The organism is Streptomyces sp. NPDC093071 (assembly GCF_044754545.1).
Lineage (GTDB): Bacteria > Actinomycetota > Actinomycetes > Streptomycetales > Streptomycetaceae > Streptomyces.
In genome coordinates this window covers 1,074,685-1,097,759 of sequence record NZ_JBIVPH010000003.1, presented here as the reverse complement: position 1 = coordinate 1,097,759, position 23,075 = coordinate 1,074,685, and the positions used below count along the sequence as shown (strand labels likewise).

General features: G+C 73.4%; 19 protein-coding genes and 2 tRNA genes. 17 read left to right on the top strand and 4 right to left on the bottom strand.

Annotation, left to right across the window (positions count from 1 at the left end; translation table 11 throughout):
* Positions 1 to 64 precede the first annotated feature (64 nt).
* The 10 genes from ACIQD7_RS16220 (at position 65) to ACIQD7_RS16175 (ending at position 9,768) form a co-directional block, all read left to right on the top strand.
* Positions 65 to 1,186 carry a TIGR03364 family FAD-dependent oxidoreductase gene (locus ACIQD7_RS16220; protein ID WP_402442162.1) on the top strand — a complete coding sequence of 374 codons (1,122 nt, stop codon included), beginning with the start codon at positions 65 to 67 and terminating at the stop codon, positions 1,184 to 1,186.
* Positions 1,187 to 1,191: 5 nt separating this feature from the next.
* Positions 1,192 to 1,875 (top strand): phosphonatase-like hydrolase, encoded by a 684-nt coding sequence (locus tag ACIQD7_RS16215; protein ID WP_402442160.1) that lies wholly within the window; start codon positions 1,192 to 1,194, stop codon positions 1,873 to 1,875.
* On the top strand, positions 1,872 to 2,981 hold the full coding sequence (locus tag ACIQD7_RS16210) for an ABC transporter ATP-binding protein (RefSeq protein ID WP_402442158.1): 1,110 nt from the start codon (positions 1,872 to 1,874) through the stop codon (positions 2,979 to 2,981). Before ACIQD7_RS16215 ends, ACIQD7_RS16210 begins: the two co-directional genes overlap by 4 nt.
* Positions 2,974 to 3,831: a 2-aminoethylphosphonate ABC transporter permease subunit gene (locus ACIQD7_RS16205; protein WP_402442156.1), complete on the top strand. Its 858-nt coding sequence runs from the start codon at positions 2,974 to 2,976 to the stop codon at positions 3,829 to 3,831. The genes ACIQD7_RS16210 and ACIQD7_RS16205 overlap by 8 nt, the downstream gene beginning before the upstream one ends.
* The gene (locus tag ACIQD7_RS16200; RefSeq protein ID WP_402442154.1) at positions 3,818 to 4,615 is read left to right on the top strand and encodes an ABC transporter permease; all 798 of its coding nucleotides are present in this window, start codon (positions 3,818 to 3,820) and stop codon (positions 4,613 to 4,615) included. The genes ACIQD7_RS16205 and ACIQD7_RS16200 overlap by 14 nt, the downstream gene beginning before the upstream one ends.
* A 104-nt stretch (positions 4,616 to 4,719) precedes the next feature.
* Positions 4,720 to 5,778, top strand: coding sequence for a 2-aminoethylphosphonate ABC transporter substrate-binding protein (locus ACIQD7_RS16195; RefSeq protein ID WP_402442152.1), 1,059 nt, complete (start codon positions 4,720 to 4,722; stop codon positions 5,776 to 5,778).
* A gap of 131 nt (positions 5,779 to 5,909) precedes the next feature.
* Positions 5,910 to 7,463 (top strand): alkaline phosphatase family protein, encoded by a 1,554-nt coding sequence (locus ACIQD7_RS16190; RefSeq protein WP_402442151.1) that lies wholly within the window; start codon positions 5,910 to 5,912, stop codon positions 7,461 to 7,463.
* Positions 7,464 to 7,592: 129 nt separating this feature from the next.
* Positions 7,593 to 8,372: an HAD-IIA family hydrolase gene (locus ACIQD7_RS16185; protein WP_121833311.1), complete on the top strand. Its 780-nt coding sequence runs from the start codon at positions 7,593 to 7,595 to the stop codon at positions 8,370 to 8,372.
* A gap of 89 nt (positions 8,373 to 8,461) precedes the next feature.
* The gene (locus ACIQD7_RS16180) at positions 8,462 to 9,109 is read left to right on the top strand and encodes a hypothetical protein (RefSeq protein ID WP_402442149.1); all 648 of its coding nucleotides are present in this window, start codon (positions 8,462 to 8,464) and stop codon (positions 9,107 to 9,109) included.
* Entirely contained in the window at positions 9,106 to 9,768 is a 663-nt protein-coding gene (locus tag ACIQD7_RS16175) for a class F sortase (protein ID WP_402442147.1), read from the top strand. The genes ACIQD7_RS16180 and ACIQD7_RS16175 overlap by 4 nt, the downstream gene beginning before the upstream one ends.
* A gap of 93 nt (positions 9,769 to 9,861) precedes the next feature.
* Here ACIQD7_RS16175 and ACIQD7_RS16170 read toward each other — a convergent pair.
* Positions 9,862 to 9,935: transfer RNA gene (locus ACIQD7_RS16170), tRNA-Lys, on the bottom strand.
* Positions 9,936 to 10,120: 185 nt separating this feature from the next.
* Between ACIQD7_RS16170 and ACIQD7_RS16165 the strand changes: the two genes are divergently transcribed.
* The 5 genes from ACIQD7_RS16165 (at position 10,121) to ACIQD7_RS16145 (ending at position 16,488) form a co-directional block, all read left to right on the top strand.
* Positions 10,121 to 11,548 carry a peptidoglycan-binding protein gene (locus ACIQD7_RS16165; RefSeq protein WP_402442145.1) on the top strand — a complete coding sequence of 476 codons (1,428 nt, stop codon included), beginning with the start codon at positions 10,121 to 10,123 and terminating at the stop codon, positions 11,546 to 11,548.
* Positions 11,549 to 11,819: 271 nt separating this feature from the next.
* Positions 11,820 to 13,574: an SPFH domain-containing protein gene (locus tag ACIQD7_RS16160; protein WP_402442143.1), complete on the top strand. Its 1,755-nt coding sequence runs from the start codon at positions 11,820 to 11,822 to the stop codon at positions 13,572 to 13,574.
* Between the two features lie 156 nt (positions 13,575 to 13,730).
* Positions 13,731 to 14,324 carry a lytic polysaccharide monooxygenase gene (locus ACIQD7_RS16155; protein WP_121831060.1) on the top strand — a complete coding sequence of 198 codons (594 nt, stop codon included), beginning with the start codon at positions 13,731 to 13,733 and terminating at the stop codon, positions 14,322 to 14,324.
* Between the two features lie 212 nt (positions 14,325 to 14,536).
* Complete coding sequence (locus ACIQD7_RS16150; RefSeq protein WP_402442141.1) at positions 14,537 to 15,895, top strand: sensor histidine kinase; 1,359 nt, start codon at positions 14,537 to 14,539, stop codon at positions 15,893 to 15,895.
* Positions 15,811 to 16,488: a response regulator gene (locus ACIQD7_RS16145; RefSeq protein ID WP_390755528.1), complete on the top strand. Its 678-nt coding sequence runs from the start codon at positions 15,811 to 15,813 to the stop codon at positions 16,486 to 16,488. Before ACIQD7_RS16150 ends, ACIQD7_RS16145 begins: the two co-directional genes overlap by 85 nt.
* Before the next feature lie 50 nt (positions 16,489 to 16,538).
* Here ACIQD7_RS16145 and ACIQD7_RS16140 read toward each other — a convergent pair.
* A tRNA-Lys gene (locus ACIQD7_RS16140) sits at positions 16,539 to 16,612 on the bottom strand.
* Positions 16,613 to 16,677: 65 nt separating this feature from the next.
* A complete protein-coding gene (locus ACIQD7_RS16135; RefSeq protein ID WP_351972091.1) occupies positions 16,678 to 17,436 on the bottom strand; it encodes an IclR family transcriptional regulator C-terminal domain-containing protein in 759 nt (252 codons plus the stop codon).
* Positions 17,437 to 17,922: 486 nt separating this feature from the next.
* On the opposite strand from ACIQD7_RS16135, the gene ACIQD7_RS16130 reads away from it, so the two are divergent.
* Positions 17,923 to 19,020, top strand: a complete 1,098-nt coding sequence (locus ACIQD7_RS16130) for an LLM class flavin-dependent oxidoreductase (RefSeq protein ID WP_402442138.1) — start codon at positions 17,923 to 17,925, stop codon at positions 19,018 to 19,020.
* Positions 19,021 to 19,274: 254 nt separating this feature from the next.
* Positions 19,275 to 20,981, top strand: coding sequence for a glycosyl hydrolase family 18 protein (locus ACIQD7_RS16125; protein WP_161375117.1), 1,707 nt, complete (start codon positions 19,275 to 19,277; stop codon positions 20,979 to 20,981).
* A gap of 143 nt (positions 20,982 to 21,124) precedes the next feature.
* On the opposite strand, the gene ACIQD7_RS16120 is transcribed toward ACIQD7_RS16125, so the two are convergent.
* A complete protein-coding gene (locus ACIQD7_RS16120) occupies positions 21,125 to 23,008 on the bottom strand; it encodes a putative bifunctional diguanylate cyclase/phosphodiesterase (protein ID WP_402442136.1) in 1,884 nt (627 codons plus the stop codon).
* Between the last annotated feature and the right edge of the window lie 67 nt (positions 23,009 to 23,075).

Genomic DNA, 23,075 nt, shown 5'->3' with positions numbered 1-23,075 from the left:
CCGTTCACCGTCCCGTCGTCCACCCGCCCCGCCCGCGCCACCCGCCCCCGCGACCGTCGTCGGCATGAAGGTGATCGTCGTAGGAGCCGGCGTGGTGGGAACCATGCACGCCTGGCACGCAGTGGAACGCGGCCACGAGGTCGTGCACATCGAGCGCGAGGCCGAGGCGCGCGGCGCCTCCCTCCGCAACTTCGGCCAGATCTGGGTGAGCGGCCGCGCCGGCGGGGAGGAGCTGGAGACCGCCCTGCGCGCCCGCGAGCTCTGGGAGGCCATCGGCGCCCGCGTCCCCGGCCTCGGCTTCCGGGCCATCGGCTCCCTCACCCCCGTGCGGAACGCGCTGGAACGCGCCGTCGCCGAGGCCGCCCTGGCCCGCCCCGACGCCGCCGCGCGCGGCTACGAGCTGCTGACGGCCGACGAGGCCCGCGCGCTCAACCCGGCCCTGCGCGGCGAGTTCGAGGCCGCCCTCCGGTGCGAGCGGGACGCCGCCGTCGAGCCCCGCACCGCGCAGCTCGCCCTCCGCGAGGCCCTCCTCGCCACCGGGAAGTACACCTTCCTGCCGAACCGGGAGGTCCGCGACGTCGTCGGCGAGCACGCCGTCCGCGACGACCGGGGCGAGACGCACGGCGGCGACGCCGTCGTCCTCTGCACCGGCGCCTCGCTCTCCGGCCTCGTCCGCGAGGTCGCCGGCGAGGTTCCGGTCCGCCGGGTCCGCCTCCAGATGATGCAGACCGACCCCCTCGGCGAACCGCTCACCACCTCCGTCGCGGACGCCGACTCCTTCCGCTACTACCCGGCCTACGCCTCCGGCGCCCTCGACGCGCTCAACGCGGGCCAGGCGCAGGACCCCACCGCCGCCGCCCACCGGATGCAGCTCCTCATGGTCCAGCGGCTCGACGGCGGACTGACCATCGGCGACACCCACGAGTACGAGCACCCCTTCGCCTTCGACACTCTCGAAGACCCCTACGAGCACCTCACCCGCGTCGTCGAGTCCTTCCTCGGCCGCCCGCTGCCGAAGATCCGGCGCCGCTGGGCCGGGGTGTACGCGCAGTGCGTCGACACCACCCGGGTCGTGCACCGCCAGAAGGTCCGCGACGGCGTGTGGCTGGTGACCGGACCCGGCGGTCGGGGCATGACCTGCTCGCCCGCCATCGCCGAGACGACCGCGAACGAACTGGGCTGGTGAACCCCATGACCACGCACAAGATGAACCTCGTCGTCCTCGACATGGCCGGCACCACCGTCGCCGACGACGGCCTCGTCGAGCAGGCCTTCACCGTCGCCGCCGAGCGCCTCGGCGAGGACCCGGCCGCGATGATCGGCCACGTCCGCGCCACCATGGGCGAGTCGAAGATCTCCGTCTTCCGCCACCTCCTCGGCGGCGACGAGCAGCGCGCCCGGCAGGCCAACCTCGCCTTCGAGGAGGCGTACGGAGAGCTCGTCGCCGACGGCAGGATCGCCCCGCTCCCCGGCGCCGCCGAGACCATCGCCGCCCTTCAGGAGCAGGGCAGGACCGTCGTCCTCACCACCGGCTTCGCCCGGGTCACCCAGGACGCCATCCTCGACGCCCTCGGCTGGCGGGACCTCGTCGGCCTCACCCTCTGCCCGGCCGACACCGGCGGCCGGGGCCGCCCGTACCCCGACATGGTCCTCGGCGCCTTCCTGCGCACCGGAGCCGTGGACGACGTCCGCCGGATCGCGGTCGCCGGGGACACCTCGTACGACATGCTCTCCGGCGTCCGCTCCGGCGCCGGGATCGTGGCCGGCGTCCTGACCGGCGCCCACGGCGAGGCCGCGCTGAAGGAGCACGGCGCCACCCGCGTCCTCGCCTCCGTGGCCGAACTCCCGGAGCTGATAAGGGAGTACGAGGCATGACCACGGAAGCGCGAGGGGCGAACAGCGGCATCCGCTTCGACGCCGTCTCCGTCGCCTACGGCTCCACCACCGTCCTCGACTCCCTCGACCTGACCGTGGAACCCGGCGAGGTCATGGCCCTCCTCGGGCCCTCCGGCTCCGGCAAGACGACCGCGCTCCGGGCCGTCGCCGGGTTCGTCCGGCCGGTCTCCGGGCGGGTGTTCATCGGGGACCGGGACGTCACCGACCTGCCGCCGTACCGGCGCGGGATCGGCATGGTCGTCCAGCAGTACGCCCTCTTCCCGCACCTGCGGGTGGACGCCAACGTGGCCTTCGGCCTCAAGGCCCGCAAGGTCCCCAAGGCCGAGATCCCCGGCCGGGTCGCCGAGGCCCTGGAGATGACCGGCATGGCCGACTGCGCCCGCCGCCACCCCCGGGAGCTCTCCGGCGGGCAGCAGCAGCGCGTCGCCATCGCCCGCGCCCTCGCCGTACGCCCCGACGTGCTCCTCCTGGACGAGCCGCTGTCGGCGCTCGACGCGCAGCTGCGCTCCGGGATGCTGGCCGAACTGGCCCGGCTCCACCGCGAACTGCCCGACGTGTCGATCCTGTACGTCACCCACGACCAGGTCGAGGCGCTGACCCTCGCGGACCGGATCGCCGTCATGGACCGGGCCCGGCTCCGGGACTGCGGCACCCCGCAGGACCTGTACCGCAGGCCCCGCACCGAGTTCACCGCCTCCTTCGTCGGCAACGCCAACCTGCTGCCGGTGACGGTGGGCGCGGACGGGGCGGCCCTCGGCGGGACGGAGCTGGAGGTGGCGACCGGGGGAGCGGCGCCGGGCTCCTCGGCCACCCTCTGCGTCCGCCCCCACCTCGTCGGCCTCGGCGACGGCCCGAACGCCCTGCGGGGCCGGATCACCGAGGTCCAGTGGCGCGGCTCCACCCACCGGCTGTACGTGGAGGTGGCGGGCCACCGGGTGAAGGCGGATGTCCGCGAACTGCGGGAGACGCCCCCGCTGGGCACCGAGGTCACCCTGCACTTCGCGCCCGAGGACGCGGTGCTGCTGACGGCGGGGGTGACCGAGGAGCCGGGGGCGTCCGGCGGCTCGGGGGTGACCGGTGGCTAGCGCCGTCACCGCGACCGCTCCCGCCCCGGCGGGCGCGGTGAGGACCCGGCGTACCACCCCCGCCTGGGTCTGGGCCCTGCCCCCCGTCGCCGTCCTCGGCCTCGTCTTCCTCTACCCGCTCGCCCTCGTCGTCCGCGAGTCCCTGGCCCCCGGCGCGTACGCCGACGTCCTCGGCTCCGCGTCCTTCCGCGACGCCCTCGTCACCACCGTGTGGATCGCCGTCGCGGCCACCGCCGGCTGTCTGGTCCTCGGCTTCGCCCTCGCGCTCGTGATCGCGTTCGTGCCCTTCCCCGGCGCGAAGGCGGTGGCGAAGTTCATCGACGTCTTCCTCTCCTTCCCGTCCTTCCTGATCACGCTCGCCCTGCTGTTCCTCTACGGCACGGTCGGCATGGCCAACGGGATCTGGACCGACGTCACCGGCGCCGCCACCGGGCCCTTCCGCTTCCTGACCACCCCGTGGGGGGTGCTCCTCGCGGAGATCACGTACTTCACCCCGTTCGTGATGCGGCCCCTGCTCGCCGCCTTCTCGCAGATGGAGACGGCCCAGCTGGAGGTGGCGTCCTCGCTCGGCGCCCGGCCGCCGCGGATCGTCCGGCAGGTGATCCTGCCCGAGGCGCTGCCCGCGCTCGCCGCCGGCGGCAGCCTGGTCCTCGTCCTGTGCCTCAACGAGTTCGGGATCGTCCTCTTCACCGGAGCCAAGGGCGTCACGACCCTCCCGACGCTCGTCTACGGCAAGGCGATCCTCGAATCCGACTACACCGCCGCCTGCGTCGTCGCCGTCGTCAACGTCGCCCTCTCCACCGGCCTCCACGCCCTCTACCGGGGGGTGAGCCGCCGTGCTGGTGCATAGCCGTACGGGCAGGTGGACGGCCTGGGCCCTGTTCGCCGTCCTCTTCGTGCCGCTCTTCGCCCTGCCGCTCCTCGTCGTCCTCGCCGCCTCCTTCTCCACCCACTGGTCCGGCGCCTTCCCCTCCGGCCCCACCACCGCCCACTACGCGGCGGCCGTACGCGGCGAGTCCCTCCGGGCCCTGACCACCAGCCTGGTCACGGCCGTCACCGCCAGCCTGGTCGCGCTGACCGCCGGCACCTGGGCGGCGCTCGCCTCGGCGGCCCTCGGGAAGCGGGGCCGGCGGATCGTGGACGCGCTCTTCATGCTGCCGGTCGCCGTGCCGTCCGTGGTGGTCGGCCTCGCCGTCCTCGTCGCCTTCTCGCAGCCGCCGGTGCTCCTCAACGGCACCCGCTGGATCGTGATCCTGGCCCACACCGTGCTCGTCACGGCCTTCGCCCACCAGTCGGTATCGGCCGCGATCCGGCGCCTGGACCCGATGTACGAGCAGGCGGCGGCCGGTCTGGGCGCCCGCCCCTCGTACGTCCTGCTCCGGGTGAAGCTGCCGCTCCTGCTGCCGTCCCTGAACGCGGCGGCCGGGCTCTGCTTCGCCCTGTCCATGGGGGAGCTGAGCGCCACGATGATGCTCTACCCGCCGGACTGGACGCCGCTGCCGGTGCTCGTCTTCACCGCCACCGACCGGGGCTCCCTCTTCACCGGCTCGGCGCTCGCCGTGGTCCTCATGGCCGCGACGCTGCTCGCCCTGCTCGCCGTCTCCCGCGTCCGCACCAAAGCCTCGTACCGCTGAGCTTCCCGCCGCCGAGTCCCGTACCACCGAATCCCGTACCACCGAATCCCGTACCACCGGACCCCGTACCACCGGACCCCGTACCGTCAGGAGAGAACAACGCCATGCTCACGCACATCAGGCCGGTCGCCGCCGTCACCGGCGCCCTCGTCCTCGCCGCCTCCCTCACCGCCTGCGGCGGCTCCTCCGCCGCCTCCGACGAGAAGGTCGTCACCGTCTACAGCGCCGACGGCCTCAAGGGCGAGGCGGGCGACGGCTGGTACGACAAGGTGTTCGCGGACTTCGAGAAGCGGACCGGCATCAAGGTGAAGTACGTCGAGGGCGGCTCCGGCGAGATGGTGCAGCGCGCCCTCCGCGAGAAGAGCAACACCCAGGCCGACGTCCTCGTCACCCTGCCGCCCTTCATCCAGCAGGCCGGCTCCAAGGGCCTGCTCCAGGCGTACGCGCCGCAGGGCTCCGACCGGGTCGACGGCGCCGACAAGGCGGCCGACGGCACCTGGACCTCGATCGTCAACAACTACTTCGGGTTCATCCACAACAAGAAGGAGCTGCCCGAGGCGCCCACGTCCTGGGAGGAGCTGCTCGACGCCCGCTACAAGGACCGGCTCCAGTACTCCACCCCCGGCGTCGCGGGCGACGGCACCGCCGTCCTCATCAAGGCGATGCACGACTTCGGGGGACAGGCCCCGGCCATGGAGTACCTGAAGAAGCTCCAGGCCAACAACGTCGGCCCGTCCTCCTCCACCTCCAAGCTCGCCCCCAAGGTCGACAAGGGCGAACTCCTCGTCGCCAACGGCGACGTCCAGATGAACTTCGCCCAGTCCAAGTCCATGCCCCACCTCGGCATCTGGTTCCCGGCCAAGGGGAACGGGAAGCCCACCACCTTCGCCCTGCCCTACGCCGCGGGCCTGGTGGACAAGGCCCCGCACACCGAGAACGGCAAGAAGCTCCTCGACTTCCTGCTCAGCGAGGGCGCCCAGCGCGAGGTCAGCGCCGTCGGCGGCGGCTTCCCGGCCCGCAAGGACGTCAAGCCCACCGACGCCAACGCCGTCGCCCTCGCCGGGCTCATGGAGGGCGTCGAGGTCTTCGAGCCCGACTGGGCCGACATCGACGAGAACCTGACGGCGTACGTCGACGCGTGGAAGTCCGCCACCGGAAGCTGAGAGTTCACCGTACGGCCCCTGGAACGCCCGTGCGGATCGCGGAAGGATAACGGGTACGGACCAACGCCCCCGAGGAATCGGGGGCGTCGGCGCGCCCGCTCCCTTCCGCAGCACCCACGGAGGACTCCGACATGCCGCTCACCGGCATCTCCCGCCGCACCCTGCTCGCCGCCACCGGCGCCACCGCGGCCGTCGCCGCCACCGGCCTCGCCACCGCCCCCGCCGCCCTGGCGGCCACGACCGCCACGGCCGCCGCCCCGACGCTCCCGAACGGCACCAGCAAGGACAAGGTGCTCGTCGTCGGCATGGACGGCCTGCGGTACGACCGGATCGACGCCGCCCAGGCCCCCACCCTCAAGTCCCTGATGGCCAACGGCACCTACGGCCGCTCCCTGCTCTACGCCAACCCGATGGCCGCCACCTCCTCCGGCCCCGGCTGGTCCACGATCTCCACCGGCGTCTGGCCCGACAAGCACGGCGTGAAGGACAACACCTTCGCCGGGAAGAACTACGGCCGGTACCCCGGCTTCCTCGCCCGCCTCCACCAGGTCCGCCCGAACCTCTCGCTCTTCGCCGCCGTCGACTGGCCCGAGCTGGACACCCACGGGACCGTCACCCCCGGCGCCGACGCCAAGCTCGTCTACAACAACAACTACGCCGTCAACGACAAGGTGATCACCGACATCACCGAGGACGTCCTGCGCAACCAGAACCCCGACGTCCTCTTCGTCTACTTCGGCGAGACCGACGAGATCGGCCACAACTACGGCGCCGCGCACAGCAAGTACCTCGACGCCATCGACGTCCAGGACGCCTACCTCGGCCGGCTCCTCGCCGCGATCAAGGCCCGTCCCTCGTACGCCACGGAGCGCTGGACCGTCATCGTCACCACCGACCACGGCCATACCGACGGCGGCGGCCACGGTGGCTCCACGGTCGAGGAGCGGCGCACCTTCGTCCTCGCCCAGGGCCCCGGCATCGCCGCCGGCGCCCGCCCCATCGACACGCGCCTGGTCGACGTCGCCGCCACCGTCTTCCACCAGCTCGGCATCGTCCCCGACCCCTCCTGGGGCCTGGACGGCAAGCCGATCCAGGAGCGCTCCACCGACCCCTTCGACACCCTGTACGGCTCGCTCACCGGCCGCGTGGACGAGACCGGCATCCCCGCCGGGGTCCTCGGCTTCACCCGCACCGCGCCCAGCGGCTGGTCCGTCATCGACAACGCGATGGGCACCGGCGGCGTGACCGAGTGGCGCGGCTGGTCCTTCGCCACCGACGAGTTCTGGTCCCGCTCCCAGCGCGACCAGTCCCGCGAGCTGAACGTGCGGGCCCGGGGCGTCTTCGCCGTCGCCGACTCCGACGAGTGGGCCGACAAGAGCTTCTCGGGGACGTACGACTCCACCCTGGTCACGCCCGCGCACCACGTCTCCGGCGCGTCCTCGGTCACCCTCGGCTTCACCACGCTCTACCGGCAGGAGGGCGCCCAGACCGCCCAGGTCCTGGCGAGCTTCAACGGCGGCACCCCGACCCTCGTCAAGAGCTACACCGCCGACGTCCTCTCCCAGCCCCAGTCCCTCACGGTCCCGGTCCCCTCCGGCGCCTCCACCGTGAGCTTCCGCTTCCGCTACACGGGCTCCAACAACTGGTACTGGACGATCGACGGGGTCAAGATCACCGCATCCTGATTCAGGCCCTACCCACCCGCCCGGGCTGGGTTCGCGCGGGCGGGCAGGGCCTACGCTGGGGGCGTCGCCACAGCGCAGTCGCGGCGCCCCCAGCACCCGCACGACATGTACGGCAGGAGTCCCGCACCCATGGCAGAGCGCAAGCCGATCGAATCCTGGCTCACCGACATGGACGGCGTCCTCATCCACGAGGGCGTGCCGATCCCCGGCGCCGACGCGTTCATCAAGAAGCTGCGGGAGACCGGGAAGCCCTTCCTGGTCCTCACCAACAACTCGATCTACACCGCGCGCGACCTGCACGCCCGCCTCGCCCGGATGGGCCTCGAAGTCCCCGTCGAGAACATCTGGACCTCCGCCCTCGCCACCGCCAAGTTCCTGGACGACCAGCGCCCCGGCGGCACCGCGTACGTCATCGGGGAGGCCGGCCTCACCACCGCGCTGCACGACATCGGCTACGTCCTCACCGACCACGACCCGGACTACGTGGTGCTCGGCGAGACCCGCACGTACTCCTTCGAGGCGATGACCAAGGCCGTCCGGCTCATCAACGCCGGGGCCCGCTTCATCTGCACCAACCCCGACGAGACCGGCCCCTCCCTGGAGGGCCCGCTCCCCGCCACCGGCTCGGTCGCCGCGCTCATCACCAAGGCCACCGGCAAGGAGCCGTACTTCGCGGGCAAGCCGAACCCGCTGATGATGCGCACCGGGCTCAATGCGATCGGCGCCCACTCCGAGTCCAGCGCCATGATCGGCGACCGGATGGACACCGACATCCTGGCCGGTCTGGAGGCGGGGATGCAGACCTTCCTCGTCCTGACCGGCCTGACGACCCGGGCGGAGGTGGACCGCTACCCGTTCCGCCCGTCCCGGATCGTCGACTCGATCGCGGACATCGTCGACCGCGTCTGAGGCCGGAAGGGGGGTCCGAGGGCCCGGGCGGCCGCTCTCCGGATGCGAAAGCCACCGGAACGGGTGATCCTTCCTAGCAGGAGGTCACGATGCGTTCTGGTCCCATTGCTCTCCGTGCCGCGGGGGCGGCTCTCGTGTTCGTCCTGGCTCCCGCGGCGGGCGCCGCGCACGCCCACGACGGGGTGAGGGTCACCGTCACCCCGTCCACCGCCTCGCCCGGCGACGACGTGGACGTCCGCGTCGAGGGCTGCGAGGGCACGACCGGCGCCGCGAGGTCCCGGGCGTTCACCGCCGACGCGGAGCTCACCGGCCGGGACGGCGGGAAGCACCCGATGTACGGCGACGCCACCCTCAGGTCAGGGCTCGACGCCGGTACGTACAAGGTGAGCGTCACCTGCGACGGCCACGAGCACCGCGACGCCGGCACCGTCCGGGTCGAGCGCCGCGAGCCCACCCACCGGCCCACCCACGAACCGACCCGCGAGCCGACCCACCACGCGACCCCGGTCGCCCCGGTCCGCGCGGGCGGGGGCGGCACCGCCGCCTTCGCCGCGCCCGCCGCCCCCGGCGTCGCCCAGGCCGCGGGCGAGAACGGCCTCGGCACCCCGTACACCGTGCTCGGCCTCGGCATGGCCGCCCTCGCCGCCGTGGCGGTGGCCTTCCGCAGCTCCCGCCGCCGCACCGACGGCTCCTCCGGCACGGGCACCGGTACGGGCACGAGCACGGGTACGGAGTGACGGTGCCGTCCGGCACCCGCCCGGCGGGCACCGGGCGACTCGTCACCGGCACGGCCTGGGCGCTGCTGTTCCTCGGGCTCTGGCTCGGGGGCGGCGGGACGGAGGAGGGCCCCCTGGGCAGCTCGGCGCCGACGACCGGCGACATCGCCGCCGTCGGCCGCCCGCCGGGGGCGGAGCTGCCCCCGGCCCGCGCGCCGCTCGCGCCCGTCGCGCCCCGGCGGGTCGAGGTCCCCTCCCTCGGCGTCGACGCGCCCGTCGTGGCGCGCGGCCTGGACGGCACGGGCGCCATCGATCCGCCGCCGTTCGAGGAGCCGGACACGGTGGGCTGGTTCGGCTCCGGCACGAAGCCGGGCGCGGCCGGGGCGGCCCTGTTCGTCGGCCACGTCGACACCGAGACCCGCCCGGCCGTCTTCTACGGCCTGAGCGCGGCCCGCCCCGGAGCGAAGGTCCTCGTCACCCGGACGGACGGCTCGGTCGCCGAGTTCACCGTCGACGACGTGCAGGTCTTCCCCCGCGAGGAGTTCGACGCCACGAAGGTCTACGGCCCCCGCGAACCCGGCCGCGCCGAGCTCCGCCTGATCACCTGCGGCGGCACCTTCGACCGCGCGACGGGCGCGTACACGGCGAACGTGGTGGTGTCGGCGTACCTGACGGGATGACGGAGTGACGGGACCGGCGGGACGACCGGAGCCCGAGCCGCCCGGGAACGATCAAGGCCCCCTCACCATCGGTGAGGGGGCCTTGACCTTGCGTGCGCCGCCAGGGACTCGAACCCCGGACCCGCTGATTAAGAGTCAGCTGCTCTAACCAACTGAGCTAGCGGCGCCTGCTGACAGAGAGAACTCTACCCGACGCGAAGACGTGCTCCTGACCAATAACGGTCGTCCCCGGCCTGTCGGACGGTCGTATCAGTCCGTCGATCCGTCAAAATGTGATTTATCGCCACAGTTGTCGTGAAGGCGCCCCAAACGACGGTCGAAAAGATCTTTGACGAGTGTGGAGGGGAATCGCATGAGCGTGCCGGTCTTCGAGGAGATCGAACCAGCGGCCGACTGCGCCTGCCCGGGCTGCGCCCGGCAGCGGCGCGACCTCGCCCTCGGCCTGCCGGTCCGGGCGGGCGGCCACCCGGCGGCCCACGGCGCCCGCCGCGCCCTGGTCCTGATGACGGCGGCGGGCGTGGTCCTGGGCGGCGGCGGGGCCGACGCCGCCACGGCCCTCGCGCGCGCGACGGACGCGCCACCGGACGCGCCGGAGGAGGCGACGGGCGAGGTGACGGAGGAGGTGACGGGGGAGGCGGCGGATCCGGATCCCGCCCCCGCCGTCGGCCCCGACACGCCGCAGGGCGGACGGGGGCCCCTGCACGGCGCGCCGGGCCCCGGCCCCGAACCCGCGCCGGCCACCACCCCGGCCACGGGGCAGCCCGCCACCGGCCAGTCCGTGCCCGGTCAGCCCGCGACCGACGCGCTCCGGCCGACGACCCGTGCCGAGATCATCGAGCGGGCCAAGCGGTGGGTCGCGGCGCAGGTCCCGTACTCCATGGAGAAGTACTGGACCGACGGATACCGCCAGGACTGCTCCGGCTACATCTCCATGGCCTGGAACCTGCGCGGCAACGAGTGGACCGGCAGCCTCGACCGCTTCGGCGAGAAGATCGCCCGCACCGACCTCCAGCCCGGCGACATCCTGCTCTTCCACAACCCGGCCGACCCGAACCGGGGCTCGCACGTCACGATCTTCGGCGGCTGGGCCGACGCCACGCACACCTCCTACGTCGCGTACGAGCAGACCAAGCCGCGCACGCGGAAGAAGGTCACGCCGCTGGCGTACTGGGAGAACTCCGACCGGTACGTGGCCTACCGCTACAAGGGCGTGGTGGCCGGCGGCACCGGGGGCGGGGAGTCGGCCGAGGCGCCGCCGTTCCCCGGCGCGGCGAAGTTCGGGCCGGGCCGGAGCAACGCGTACGTGACCCAGCTCGGGCGGCTGCTCGTCGCGCGCGGCGCCAAGAAGTTCTACGCGGTGGGGCCGGGCCCGCTGTGGACCGGGGCGGACCGGCGGGCGACCCGGGCGTTCCAGCAGGCGCAGGGGTGGCGGGGCAAGGAGGCGGACGGACTGCCCGGGCCCCACACGTGGGAGCTGCTCGTGACCGGCAAGGGCCGGAGCATCGGCGGTTCGAGTGGTTCGGGCGGGTCGAGCGCGAATGCCGCGCCCTTTCCCGGGCGTGGCTCCTTCCGTCCGGGCCAATCCAACGCATATGTGGAGAAGCTGGGCAAACAACTGGTGAAGCGGGGCTTCGGCAAGCACTACGTGTCGGGACCCGGTCCGCGCTGGACGGAGGCGGACCGCCGCAACGTCGAGGCGTTCCAGCGGGCACAGGGCTGGCGCGGCGGAGCGGCCGACGGCTACCCGGGCCCGGAGACCTGGCGGCGCTTGTTCCGATGACCCCGAGAGCATGAGGTGGACCCGAATGACGGCATCGACCCCGAACCCCGCGGACTCCGGCGCGGCGGCCTCACGTGACGCGGCCCGCACGGCGAGACGCCTGACGGACGGCACCCTTCCCCGCACGTCCCCACCTCCGACGGCCCTGGCGGTGGCGGAGGCTCCGGCGGTTCCGGAGACCCCGGCTGTTTCGGAGATCCCGGAGGCCCCGAAGACCCCGGCTGTTCCGGAGGCCTCGGCAGCTCCGGCGGCTCCGGCGGCCAGTAAGCCGGTGGCCCCGTTGCCCGACACCGCGCCGGAGCCGACCCCCGCCCCCGCCGCGCCGGAGGCCCCCGCCCCGGCCGACAAGCCGGAGCCCGCTTCCGTACGGACGGAGGCGCCGACCGCGCCGACCGCACCGGCCGCACCGGCGGCGACGACGGTGAAGGTGCAGGTGAAGGCCCCGGACCTGGCAAAGGCGCAGGCACCCGCACCGGCGAAGACGCCCGCCCCGGCCCCGGCGACGGAAAAGCCGCAGGCGACGGCACCCGCTCCGGCAAAGCCGCAGGCAACGGCACCCGCCCCGACCCCGGCAAAGCCGCAGCCGCAACCGCAGCCGGAGTCACCCACACCCGCCCCCACCCCCGCCCCCGCCAAGCCGCAACCGCAGGCGAAGGCGCCCACCCCCACCCAGCCCCCCACCCAGCCCCCCACCACACCCCCGCAAGCGGACGACCGCCCCGCCCCCCGGCCCCCCGCCAAGACCCCCGTCCCCGACTTCGGGCGGATCAAGGGCGCCCGCGTCGCCGTCGTCGCCCTGCCCGTCGCCGGGGTGGTGCGGGTGGCGCGGCGGAAGAACGTGATCGGGACCGAGACCACCGGCTCCATCCCCGTGCACCTGCTCTTCCGGGACCAGCCGGAGACCGCCGCCCCCGGTGCGAAGGACGACGACGGGGGACCCGACACCGTCGCCATGGCCGCGCCCGCCGCCCCGGGGAAGGCCCGCAAGCCCGGCGTCCCGGTCCCGGCGAAGATCCTGCCCCCGGCCGAGCGGACGCCCGGGGCCCGGCCCCGTACGGCGGTCAAGAGCAGGGCCCGGCACGCGGCCCCGCCCCCGTCCTCCCGTCCGGCCCCCACCGCCGACCCCGCCCTCGTCGAACGCCCCGGCTCCGTGCTGCCCGGGTGGGTCGGGGTGGTCGCCGGGGCCCTGGCGATCGCCTGGTGCGCGGCGATCGTGTGGTGGACGGGCGCGGTGCCCGAGGGTGCGGCGCGGATGCTGCGGCTCCCGGTCCGCCCGTACCACGGTGTCCACCTCGGCCAGTGGGCCCTGCTCGCCCTCGGCGTCGTGGCCGTCCTCTTCGCGCTCGGCGGCCTCGGCCGGGGCCGGGTCGGCTACGCCTGGGTCCTGACGCTCTTCGGGGACTACCGCGGCACGGTCCGCCGCACCGGTCTGATCTGGGTCAGCCCGCTGCTGCTGCGCCGCCGGGTGGACGTACGGCTCCGGCACTGGCGCAGCGAGCCGCTGCCGGCCGTGGACGCGCGGGGCACGGCGCTCGACGTGGTCGTCCTGGTGGTCTGGCGGGTGCGGGACACGGTCCGGGCCTCGCTCGGGGTCGACGGCCACGAGGACTACCTGCGGGAGCAGGTGGAGGCGGCGATGGCCCGGGTGCTCTCGCAGCTCCCGGCGGACGCGTTCCACGAGGACGCCCCCACGCTCCGGGACGCGGAGGCGGTCGGCGAGGCCCTGACGCGGATGCTGTCGGCGGAGTGCGCGCCGGTCGGTCTGGACGTCTTCTCGGCGCAGCCGACGCGGATCGAGTACGCCCCGGAGGTCGCGACGGCGATGCGGCGCAGCCGGATCGCGGCGCTCGACGCGAAGCACCGGGACAGCGTCCTGACGTCGGTCGTGGACGCGGTGGACGACGTGGTCCACCGGCTGACCAGTCGTGGTCTGGTCGAGCTGGACGACTACGAGCGCAAGGCGCTGGTCAAGGACCTGACCGTGGCGTTCTACACGGGAAGGACGTCTTCCGCCGAGGGTGCCTGAAGGGATGGACAGGGCCAACGTAGGTCCATACCTTGGTAGTTGGTCCAGACCAAAATGCGTCACCGCGGTACGGCGAAGAACAGGGAAACACCGGCACCACCCGCACGCGTGCAGCACGACCCGACGGAACTCCCCCACGTTCTCAGGAGCGACACGATGCGCAAGAAATCGATAGGTGCGACGGCGGTGGCGCTCGGCGTCGCCGGCGTCACCCTCCTCGGCACCGGCAGCGCCGGAAGCCACGGCTACACCGACTCGCCGATCAGCCGTCAGAAGCTCTGTGCCAACGGCACCGTGTCCAACTGCGGCAACATCCAGTGGGAGCCGCAGTCGGTCGAGGGGCTCAAGGGCTTCCCGGCCGCCGGGCCCGCCGACGGCAAGATCTGTGCCGGCGGCAACGCCCCGTTCGCCCAGCTCGACGACCCCCGGGGCGGCACCTGGCCGGCGACCAGCGTCACGGCGGGGCAGAGCTACAACTTCCGCTGGCAGTTCACGGCCCGCCACCGCACCACCGACTTCAAGTACTACATCACCAAGAACGGATGGAACCCGAGCCAGCCGCTCACCCGGGCCGCCCTCGACCCCCAGCCGTTCCTGACCGTGCCTTACAACAACCAGCAGCCGCCGGCGACCCTCTCGCACTCCGGGAACCTCCCGGCGGGCAAGACGGGCCGTCACCTGATCCTGGCGGTGTGGACGGTCGCGGACACCGCGAACGCCTTCTACGCCTGCTCGGACGTGAAGTTCTGACGATCCGGCGGACGTAGTCCGGCCCCGGGGGGCGCGATCCCGCACGAACCGCGCCCCCCGGGGACCCCGCACGACCCCCGGGGCCGGGGCACGAGCCACGCCCCGCCCCCGGGGGCACCCATCCCGCCCCGGGGGGTAGGTCCAGCCCCACCCCCTCCCCACCCTCCAGCCCCATGGCCCGGCCCCCGGCGCCCGGCCTAGCGTGGGCGCCCATGGAACCCCGTACGCCGGACCCCCGTACAGCAGAAGCCCGCGCACCGGACCCCCGTACGCCCTGGCAGGCGCTCACCCGGCCCCGCTTCCTGTCCGGCCCCTGGCCGTGGCGGGCCGCCGCGTACCTGGCCACCGGCGTGCTCGCCGGGGCCGCCGCCGGGCTCGTCCTCCTGGTCCTCGGGGTCTTCTCGCTGTTCCTCGTCGGGCTGCCGCCGCTCCTGCTCTCCGGCCCGGCCCTCGGCGCGCTCGAACGCCTCCGCCTCCGGCTCGTGGACCGGGACCCGGCCCCCGATCCGCACCGCGTCCCCGCCGCCCCCGGCCTCGCCGCCTGGCTCCGGCTGCGGGCGGGGGAGCAGGCGACCTGGCGGGAGCTCGCGTACGCGCTGCTGCTCGCCACCGTCCTGTGGCCGCTCGACCTGGCCGTGCTCGCCGTCGGCGCCGGTCTGCCCCTGGCCCTGATGAGCGCCCCCGTCCAGCTGGCCGTCGACGGCCACGAGGCCAAGGTCGTCAAGGCCTACCTGGTCACCACCTGGCCCGGCGCCTTCGCCACCGCCCTCCTCGGCGCCGCGCTCCTCCTCGCCCTCGCGTATCCGCTCGCCGCCGTTGCCGGGGCCCGCGCCGCCCTCGCCCGCGCCCTGCTCGCCCCGCGCGACGCCCCGGCGGGCGGGATCGGGGAGGTCATCGCCTCCCGGGCCCGGCTCGTCGACGCCTTCGAGGCCGAGCGCCGCCGCATCGAGCGCGACCTCCACGACGGCGCCCAGCAGCGCCTGGTCGCCCTCACCATGACCCTGGGCCTGGCCCGCCTCGACGCCCCGCCGGGCCCGCTCGCCGACCAGCTCGCGAAGGCCCACGCGGAGGCCGGGCGGGTCCTGACCGAGCTGCGCGAGCTGATCCACGGCATCCACCCCCAGGTCCTCGCCGACTACGGCCTCGGCCCCGCCCTCGCCGACGCCGCCGACCGCTCGGCCGTCCCCGTCGACACCGACGTCGAGCTGCCCCGGCTGCCCCGGGCCGTGGAGAGCGCCGGCTACTTCGCGGGCTGCGAGGCGCTGGCCAACGTCGGCCGGCACAGCGGCGCCCGCCGGGCCCGGATCACCGCCCGGCACGCGCACGGCGTCCTGCGGCTCGACGTCGAGGACGACGGGCGCGGCGGCGCGGACCCGGCCCGGGGGAGCGGCCTCACCGGGCTCGCCGACCGCATCGCCGTCCTCGATGGCACACTGACGATCACCAGCCCGCCGGGCGGGCCGACCCTCCTCCGAGTGGAGATCCCTTGTCCCGTACCGAGCAGTCCGGCGCGGGCCGCCGGCTCCGCGTCGTCCTCGCCGAGGACGGCGTCCTCCTCCGGGAGGGTCTGACCGGTCTCCTGGCCCGCTTCGGCCACGAGGTCGTCGCCGCCGTCGGGGACGCCGACGCCCTGCGCGAGGCGGTCGCCGCCCACGACCCGGACGTCGTCGTCACCGACGTGCGGATGCCGCCCGGCTTCCGGGACGAGGGGCTGCGCGCCGCCGTCGCGCTCCGCGCCGAGCGGCCCGGCCTGCCGGTCCTCGTCCTCAGCCAGTACGTGCAGCGCAGCTACGCCGCCGACCTCCTCGACGCGGGCGACGGCACCGGCGTCGGCTACCTCCTGAAGGACCGGGTCGGGCAGGTCGAGGAGTTCCTGGACGCCCTGGTCCGGGTCGCGGACGGCGGCACGGTCGTCGACCCCGAGGTCGTACGGCAGCTGCTGCGCCGCCACCGGGACCCGCTCGCGGCGCTGACCCCGCGCGAGCGCGAGGTCCTGGGCCTGGTCGCGGAGGGCCGTTCGAACGGGGCGGTCGCCCGCCGGCTCGTGGTGACCGAGGCCGCCGTCGGCAAGCACATCGGCAACATCCTCGCGAAGCTGGACCTGCCCCCGGCCGAGGACACCCACCGGCGCGTCCTCGCCGTCCTGACCTATCTGAAGGCGTGACGGGGACGGCAAGAAGGCCCCCCGCTCGCGCGAGGGGCCTTCTCCGTCTGTGCGCCGCCAGGGACTCGAACCCCGGACCCGCTGATTAAGAGTCAGCTGCTCTAACCAACTGAGCTAGCGGCGCCTGCTGACAGAGAAAATACTACCCGGTCCCGCGGGGTGCTCCGGACCGCCCCTCGGGAGGGGCGGTCAGATGGCCAGCGAGAGGACCACCGGGGCGGCCCTGCGGTTGAGCGTGTCGGCCGCCGCGCGCAGCCGGTGGGCGTGCTCGATCGGCAGGGAGAGCGCCAGACAGCCCACGGACGCGCCCGCCGTCAGCGGCACGGCGGCGCAGACCGTGCCCACCGCGTACTCCTGGAGGTCGAGCACGGGGACGGTGGCCGGCTGGCTGTCGAGCTTGGAGAAGAGGATCCGCTCGCTGGTGATGGTCCGCGAGGTCAGCCGGGCGATCTTGTGACGGGAGAGGTGGTCGCGCCGCCCGTTCTGGTCGAGCTGGGTGAGCAGGCACTTGCCGACCGCGCTGGCGTGCGCCGCCGAGCGGAAGTCCACCCACTCGTTGACCTTGGGCGTGCGCGGGCCGTCGGCGAACTGGGTGATCTTGACCTCGCCGTCGATGTACCGGCTGATGTAGACGGCCGCGCCGACGGAGTCGCGCAGCTCGGTCAGGGTCTCCTGGAGCTTGGCCTCCAGGGCTTCGCGGCGGGTCATGCCGGAGCCGATGAGGACCAGGGAGTCCCCGACCACGTAGGCGCCGTCGGCGACCTGCTCGACGTAGCCCTCGCGGCGGAGCATCAGGAGCAGCGAGGAGAGGTGGGCGACGGGGAGCCCGGTCTCGCGGGCGATCTGGGCGTCGGTCACTCCGCCACCGTGCCGTGAGACCGTCTCCAGGACGCGAAGGGCGTACTGCACCGAATGGAACGGCGCGGTGGGCTCGGGCTTCAGCGCCACGGTTTCCCCCTACCAGGTTGTGACCGCAAGCTTTCGTACCACGATAACCGCCAAGGGCCGTTCGCGGGGCGGCTGTTGGCGAGAATGATGCGGAGGGCCCGGGCCCTCATCTGGGGCGCGCCACTCTGGCATATGCCCCCGTCATGACTTTTCCGCAGACCCTCAGGTCAGGGGCGTGCATCCCGGTGCTCGCGCGTACGTTCGGGCCGGTGGGAGAGGAAGATTTCTCACGCGGAAACGGACCCCGCGGACCCCCTCCCGGTGGCCGATAACGGATGGGAACGGGGTGGCGGGAACCCGTCGCCGCCCCCGAGGGGCGTGCGCGGGGGCGCACGCAGGGGCGCGCGGAGAGGTGGCGGAGGTGCGGGCGAGGAGGCGGCGGAGGTGTGGCCGGAGCGGCGTACGAAGAGGCGGATGGAATAAACGGAGACACCCTCCTGTTCTCCTCCCCATGTATTCGCACGTGTGCCGAGGAGGATCCCGACGGTGACCGACACCATTCGAGGAGAGGCGCGGGGCACCGCACCCGTACCCCTGTCCGTGCTGGACCTGGTGACCGTCGGCAGCGGGCGGACCGCGTCCCAGGCCCTCGCCACCAGCGTCGAGCTGTCCCGGCTCGCGGAGCGGCGCGGCTTCCACCGGCACTGGGTGGCCGAGCACCACTCCATGCCCGGGGTCGCCTCCTCCTCCCCGGCGGTCATCCTCGCCCACCTCGCCGCCCACACCCGGCGCGTCCGGCTCGGCTCGGGCGGCATCATGCTGCCCAACCACGCCCCGCTCGTCGTCGCCGAGCAGTTCGGCATCCTGGAGGCCCTCGCCCCGGGCCGGGTCGACCTCGGCCTCGGCCGCGCCCCCGGCACCGACGGCGCCACGGCCGCCGCCCTGCGCCGCACCGACCGGCTGAACGAGGGCGCGGACGACTTCCCGGAGCAGCTCGCGGAGCTGACCCGGTTCCTGGACGACGACTTCCCGGACGGGCACCCGTACGCCCGGATCCACGCCGTGCCCGGCCCGGTGCAGGGCCCGAAGGGGCGCCCGCCGATCTGGCTGCTCGGCTCCTCCGGCTTCAGCGCCCGGCTGGCCGGCGTGCTCGGGCTGCCCTTCGCCTTCGCCCACCACTTCTCGGCCAGGAACACGATCCCGGCGCTCGACCTCTACCGGGACTCCTTCCGCCCCTCGGAGGTACTCGACGCCCCGTACGCGCTGATCGGCGTCTCGGCGCTCGCCGCCGACGAGGCCGCGGAGGCCCGCCGCCAGGTGCTCTCCGGGGCCCTCGCGATGCTGCGGCTGCGCACCGGCCGGCCCGGTCTGGTGCCGACGCCGGAGGAGGCGGAGGCGTACTCCTTCAGCCCGGCCGAGCGGGAGTTCGTGGACGGCTGGCTCGCGAACGTGGTGCACGGCACCCCGGACGAGGTCCGCACGGGCCTGGACGACCTGCGCAAGCGCACGGGCGCCGACGAGCTGATGATCACCGCCAACGCGCACGGCGGGGAGGCGCGGCTGCGGAGCTACGCGCTCATCGCGGACGCGTACGGGATGCCGGAGCTCGCCGAGGAGCGTTCCGGGGCGGAGACCGCCGGGTAAAACCCGGATTTCCGAGGCCGGCTGGTTCAGCGTCGAACGAACCCCGGGCCTTCCCTAAAGGAACCTTAAACCGCTCGTCACCGATGGTGGCGGGCGGTTCCGTTTTGTGCTGCACGTCTCTGACAAGGGCTTTCTTCCGTCAATTGGTCTAGTCCTCAATCTGGTTCAGACCATTGACTCGCCGTTCACGCGCCGGTTATCACTGCTCCAGCTCCTGTACGGCACCACCCAGTACCCCCATCCGGAGGCCGCACGTGCACCCCCGTAAGTCATTGATCGCCGCGCTCCTGAGCTCGGCCCTCGCCGCCGGCGCGCTCGCGGCGACCGCCGGACTCGGCTCCGCCCAGGCGGCCCCCACCTCGACCACCGCCTCCGCGGGCAACGTGCGCATCGCGTACTACGACCAGTGGAGCGTCTACGGCAACGCGTTCTACCCCAAGCACCTCGACACCCGGGGCATCGCGAGCCAGCTGGACGTCATCAACTACTCGTTCGGCAACATCCACCCCACCAACCTCACCTGTTTCCAGGCCAACAAGGCCGCGGGCGACGACAACAACCCCAACGCGGGTGACGGTGCGGGCGACTCGTACGCCGACTACCAGAAGTCCTTCAGTGCGGCGGACAGCGTCGACGGCGTCGCCGACAAGTGGGACCAGCCGATCGTGGGCGTCTTCAACCAGTTCAAGGAACTGAAGGCGAAGTACCCCCACCTGAAGATCAACATCTCGCTGGGCGGCTGGACCTACTCCAAGTACTTCCACGACGCGGCGAAGACGGACGCGAGCCGCAAGAAGCTCGTCTCCTCCTGCATCGACCAGTACCTCAAGGGCAACCTGCCGGTCGAGGGCGGCTACGGCGGTCCGGGCACGGCGGCCGGCATCTTCGACGGCATCGACGTCGACTGGGAGTACCCCGGCTCCTCCGGCGGCCACCTGGGCAACCACTACGGCCCCGAGGACAAGCAGAACTTCACCCTCCTGCTCGCCGAGTTCCGCAAGCAGCTCGACGAGTACGGCGCGGCCAACGGCGGCAAGAAGTACCTCCTGACCGCGGCCCTCCCGGCCGGCCAGGACAAGATCAAGTACATCGAGACGGACAAGATCGGCGCGTACCTCGACTACGCGAACATCATGACGTACGACATGCACGGCGCCTGGGACGGCGACGGGCCGACGTACCACCAGTCCCCGCTGTACCCCTCCCCGAACGACCCGACCGACGTGATCGCGCCGGGCACCGAGAAGTACAGCATCGACGCGGCCATCGACTCCTGGATCGACGGCAACCAGGCCTACGGCATCGCGGGCGGCTTCCCCGCCAACAAGCTGACCCTGGGGTACGAGTTCTACTACCGCGGCTGGAAGGGCGTCCCGGCCGGGACCACCAACGGCCTCGCGCAGACCGCCACCGGCGGCTCCGGCGCCCGCCCGCTCAGCCAGCAGGCCGGCATCGCGCACTACAAGGAGCTCGGCGGCATCGTCGACAACGCGTCGACCACCTTCTGGGACGACCAGTCGAAGTCCTCGTACTTCTACAAGGACGGCGAGTTCTTCACCGGCCTCAACCAGAAGTCCATCCAGGCCCGGGTGGACTACGGCAAGCAGCGCGGCCTGGCCGGCGCGATGATGTACTCCCTGCTCGGCCTGGACAACAACGCCACGCTCCTGAAGCAGATCAACACCGCGCTCGGCGGCACCACCACCGAGCCGACCAACCCGACCACCCCGCCGACGACGCCTCCCACGACGCCGCCGACCACCCCGCCCACCACGCCTCCGACCACCCCGCCGACCAGCGGCTGCGGCTCGGTCCAGGCGTACGTGGCCGGCACGGTCTACAACGCGGGCAACGAGGTCGCCCACAACGGCCGCAAGTACAAGGCCAAGTGGTGGACCCAGAACGAGGTGCCCGGCACCACCGGCGAGTGGGGCGTCTGGCAGGACCTCGGCGCCTGCTGAGTGCCCGGCCCCCGCTGAACCCCTCATGACCGCTGCCCCCGCCCGGAATGTCCCTCCGGCCGGGGGCAGTTCCATGCCCGGAGCCGTTGCGCGCGTACGGCTCCGGGGCGGGCGGGTCGGGTCGGTGGCGGGCTCCGTGCCGGTCAGGCCGGCAGGGGCTCCGTGCCGATCAGTTCCGCGATCCGGTCCGGGGTCACCGCCCGCGAGTACAGCCAGCCCTGCCCCGTGTCGCAGCCGATCCGCCGCAGCCGGCTGGCCTGCCCCGCGGTCTCGACGCACTCGGCGGTGACCGTGAGCCCGAGCCGGTGCGCGAGCTGGACGAGCGCCTCCACGATCAGCTCGTCGGCCGGGTTGGCGTGCTCCTCGTCCTGGAAGCCGCGGACGAAGGAGCCGTCCAGCTTGAGCACGGAGACCGGGAGCCGGCTCAGATAGGCGAGGTTCGAGTAGCCGGTGCCGAAGTCGTCGATCGCGATCCGCACCCCCATGTCGCTCAGCGCCTGGAGCGCCTGGAGCGGCCGGCCCGCCGAGCCCATCACGGCGGACTCGGTCAGCTCCAGCTGGAGCAGGTGCGGGGCGAGCCCGGTCTCCGCGAGGATCCCCGCCACGTCCGCGACCAGGTCGGAGTCCCAGACCTGACGGACCGCCACGTTCACGCTCACGAAGAGCGGGCGCTCGCGCGGATGGTCCTTCTGCCACTGCCGGGCCTGGCGGCAGGCGGTGCGCAGGATCCAGCGGCCCAGCTCCACGATGGAGCCGTCCTCCTCGGCGATCCCGATGAACCGATTCGGCGGCAGCGGGCCGAACTGCGGGTGGTGCCAGCGCACCAGCGCCTCCACCCCGCGCACGGCCCCGTCGGCCAGGTCCACGAGCGGCTGGTACTCCAGGGCGAACTCCCCGTCCTCCACGGCCGGCCGCAGGGTGGAGGAGAGCGCCTGCCGGGTCATCCGGTGGGCGTTGCGCTCGGGGTCGAAGAGGGTCCAGCGGGCCTTGCCGTCCGCCTTCGCCCAGTACAGCGTGGTGTCGGCGGCCTGCATCAGGGCGGTCGCCGTCGTCCCCCGCCCGGAGCGCTCGACCACGCCGATGGAGGCGGAGACCGAGAGCCGCTGCCCGGCCAGGTCGAAGGGGTCCTGGAGCGCGTCGAGCACCGAGCGCGCCAGATCCGCGAGCTGCTCGGTGCCGGTGGAGTCCTCGACCAGGATCGCGAACTCGTCCCCGCCGAGCCGGGCCACCAGGTGCCCGCCGCTGCGGGTGTAGCCGTCGCTGTCCGCGCACTCGGTCAGCCGCCCGGCGACGGCGGCCAGGAGTCGGTCCCCGACCCGGTGGCCGAGGGTGTCGTTGACCGCCTTGAAGCCGTCGAGGTCGAGGTAGCAGAGACCGATCCGCCCTGTTCTGCCATACCCGTGCGATGCGTACGACTCGTGTGACTGATGCGACTCGTGTGACCGGTACGGCTCCGGGGGCGCGGCGGTCTCCTGCTGGGCGGCGTCCAGGGCGGCCGAGAGGCGCTCGAAGAAGAGCGCGCGGTTGGGCAGCCGGGTCACCGGATCGTGCATCTGGAGGTGGCGCAGGCGCGCCTGGAGCTCGCGCCGGTCGCTGATGTCCGCGATCGACAGCAGGACCCGCCGGCTGTCGGGCACCGGGGCGACGGTGACCTCGGCCCACAGCGAGCGCCCGTCGGCGTGCTTGAGGCGGCGGGTGCAGCGGAAGCGGGAGCGGCGGCCGCCGAGCACCTCGCGGTACGCCTGCCAGGTGCGCCCGTCGGAGGCGAGGTCGACGAGGTCGGCGGCGGCCTGTTCGCGGAGCGTCCCGGCCTCGGCGCCGAGCAGGGCGCCGAGGGAGTCGTTGGCCGCGACGACCACGCCGTCCTGGTCGACGAGGGCCATGGCGAGCCGGGCGACCCGGAAGGCGGCGCGGTAGTCGCGGAGTTCGGCCTCCCGGCGTCCGTCGTGACGCTCCGTGAGGGCGGGCTCGGCCGTGTGTGTCTCCGCCGGCTCTGGGTGCACCGGTCCTTCGGGGGTTCCGCTCACCGCTCGCTCCCGTAGTGCAGTCGGGCCGGTCGTACGGGGACGGGACGGTCGGCCGAGGAAGAGTGAG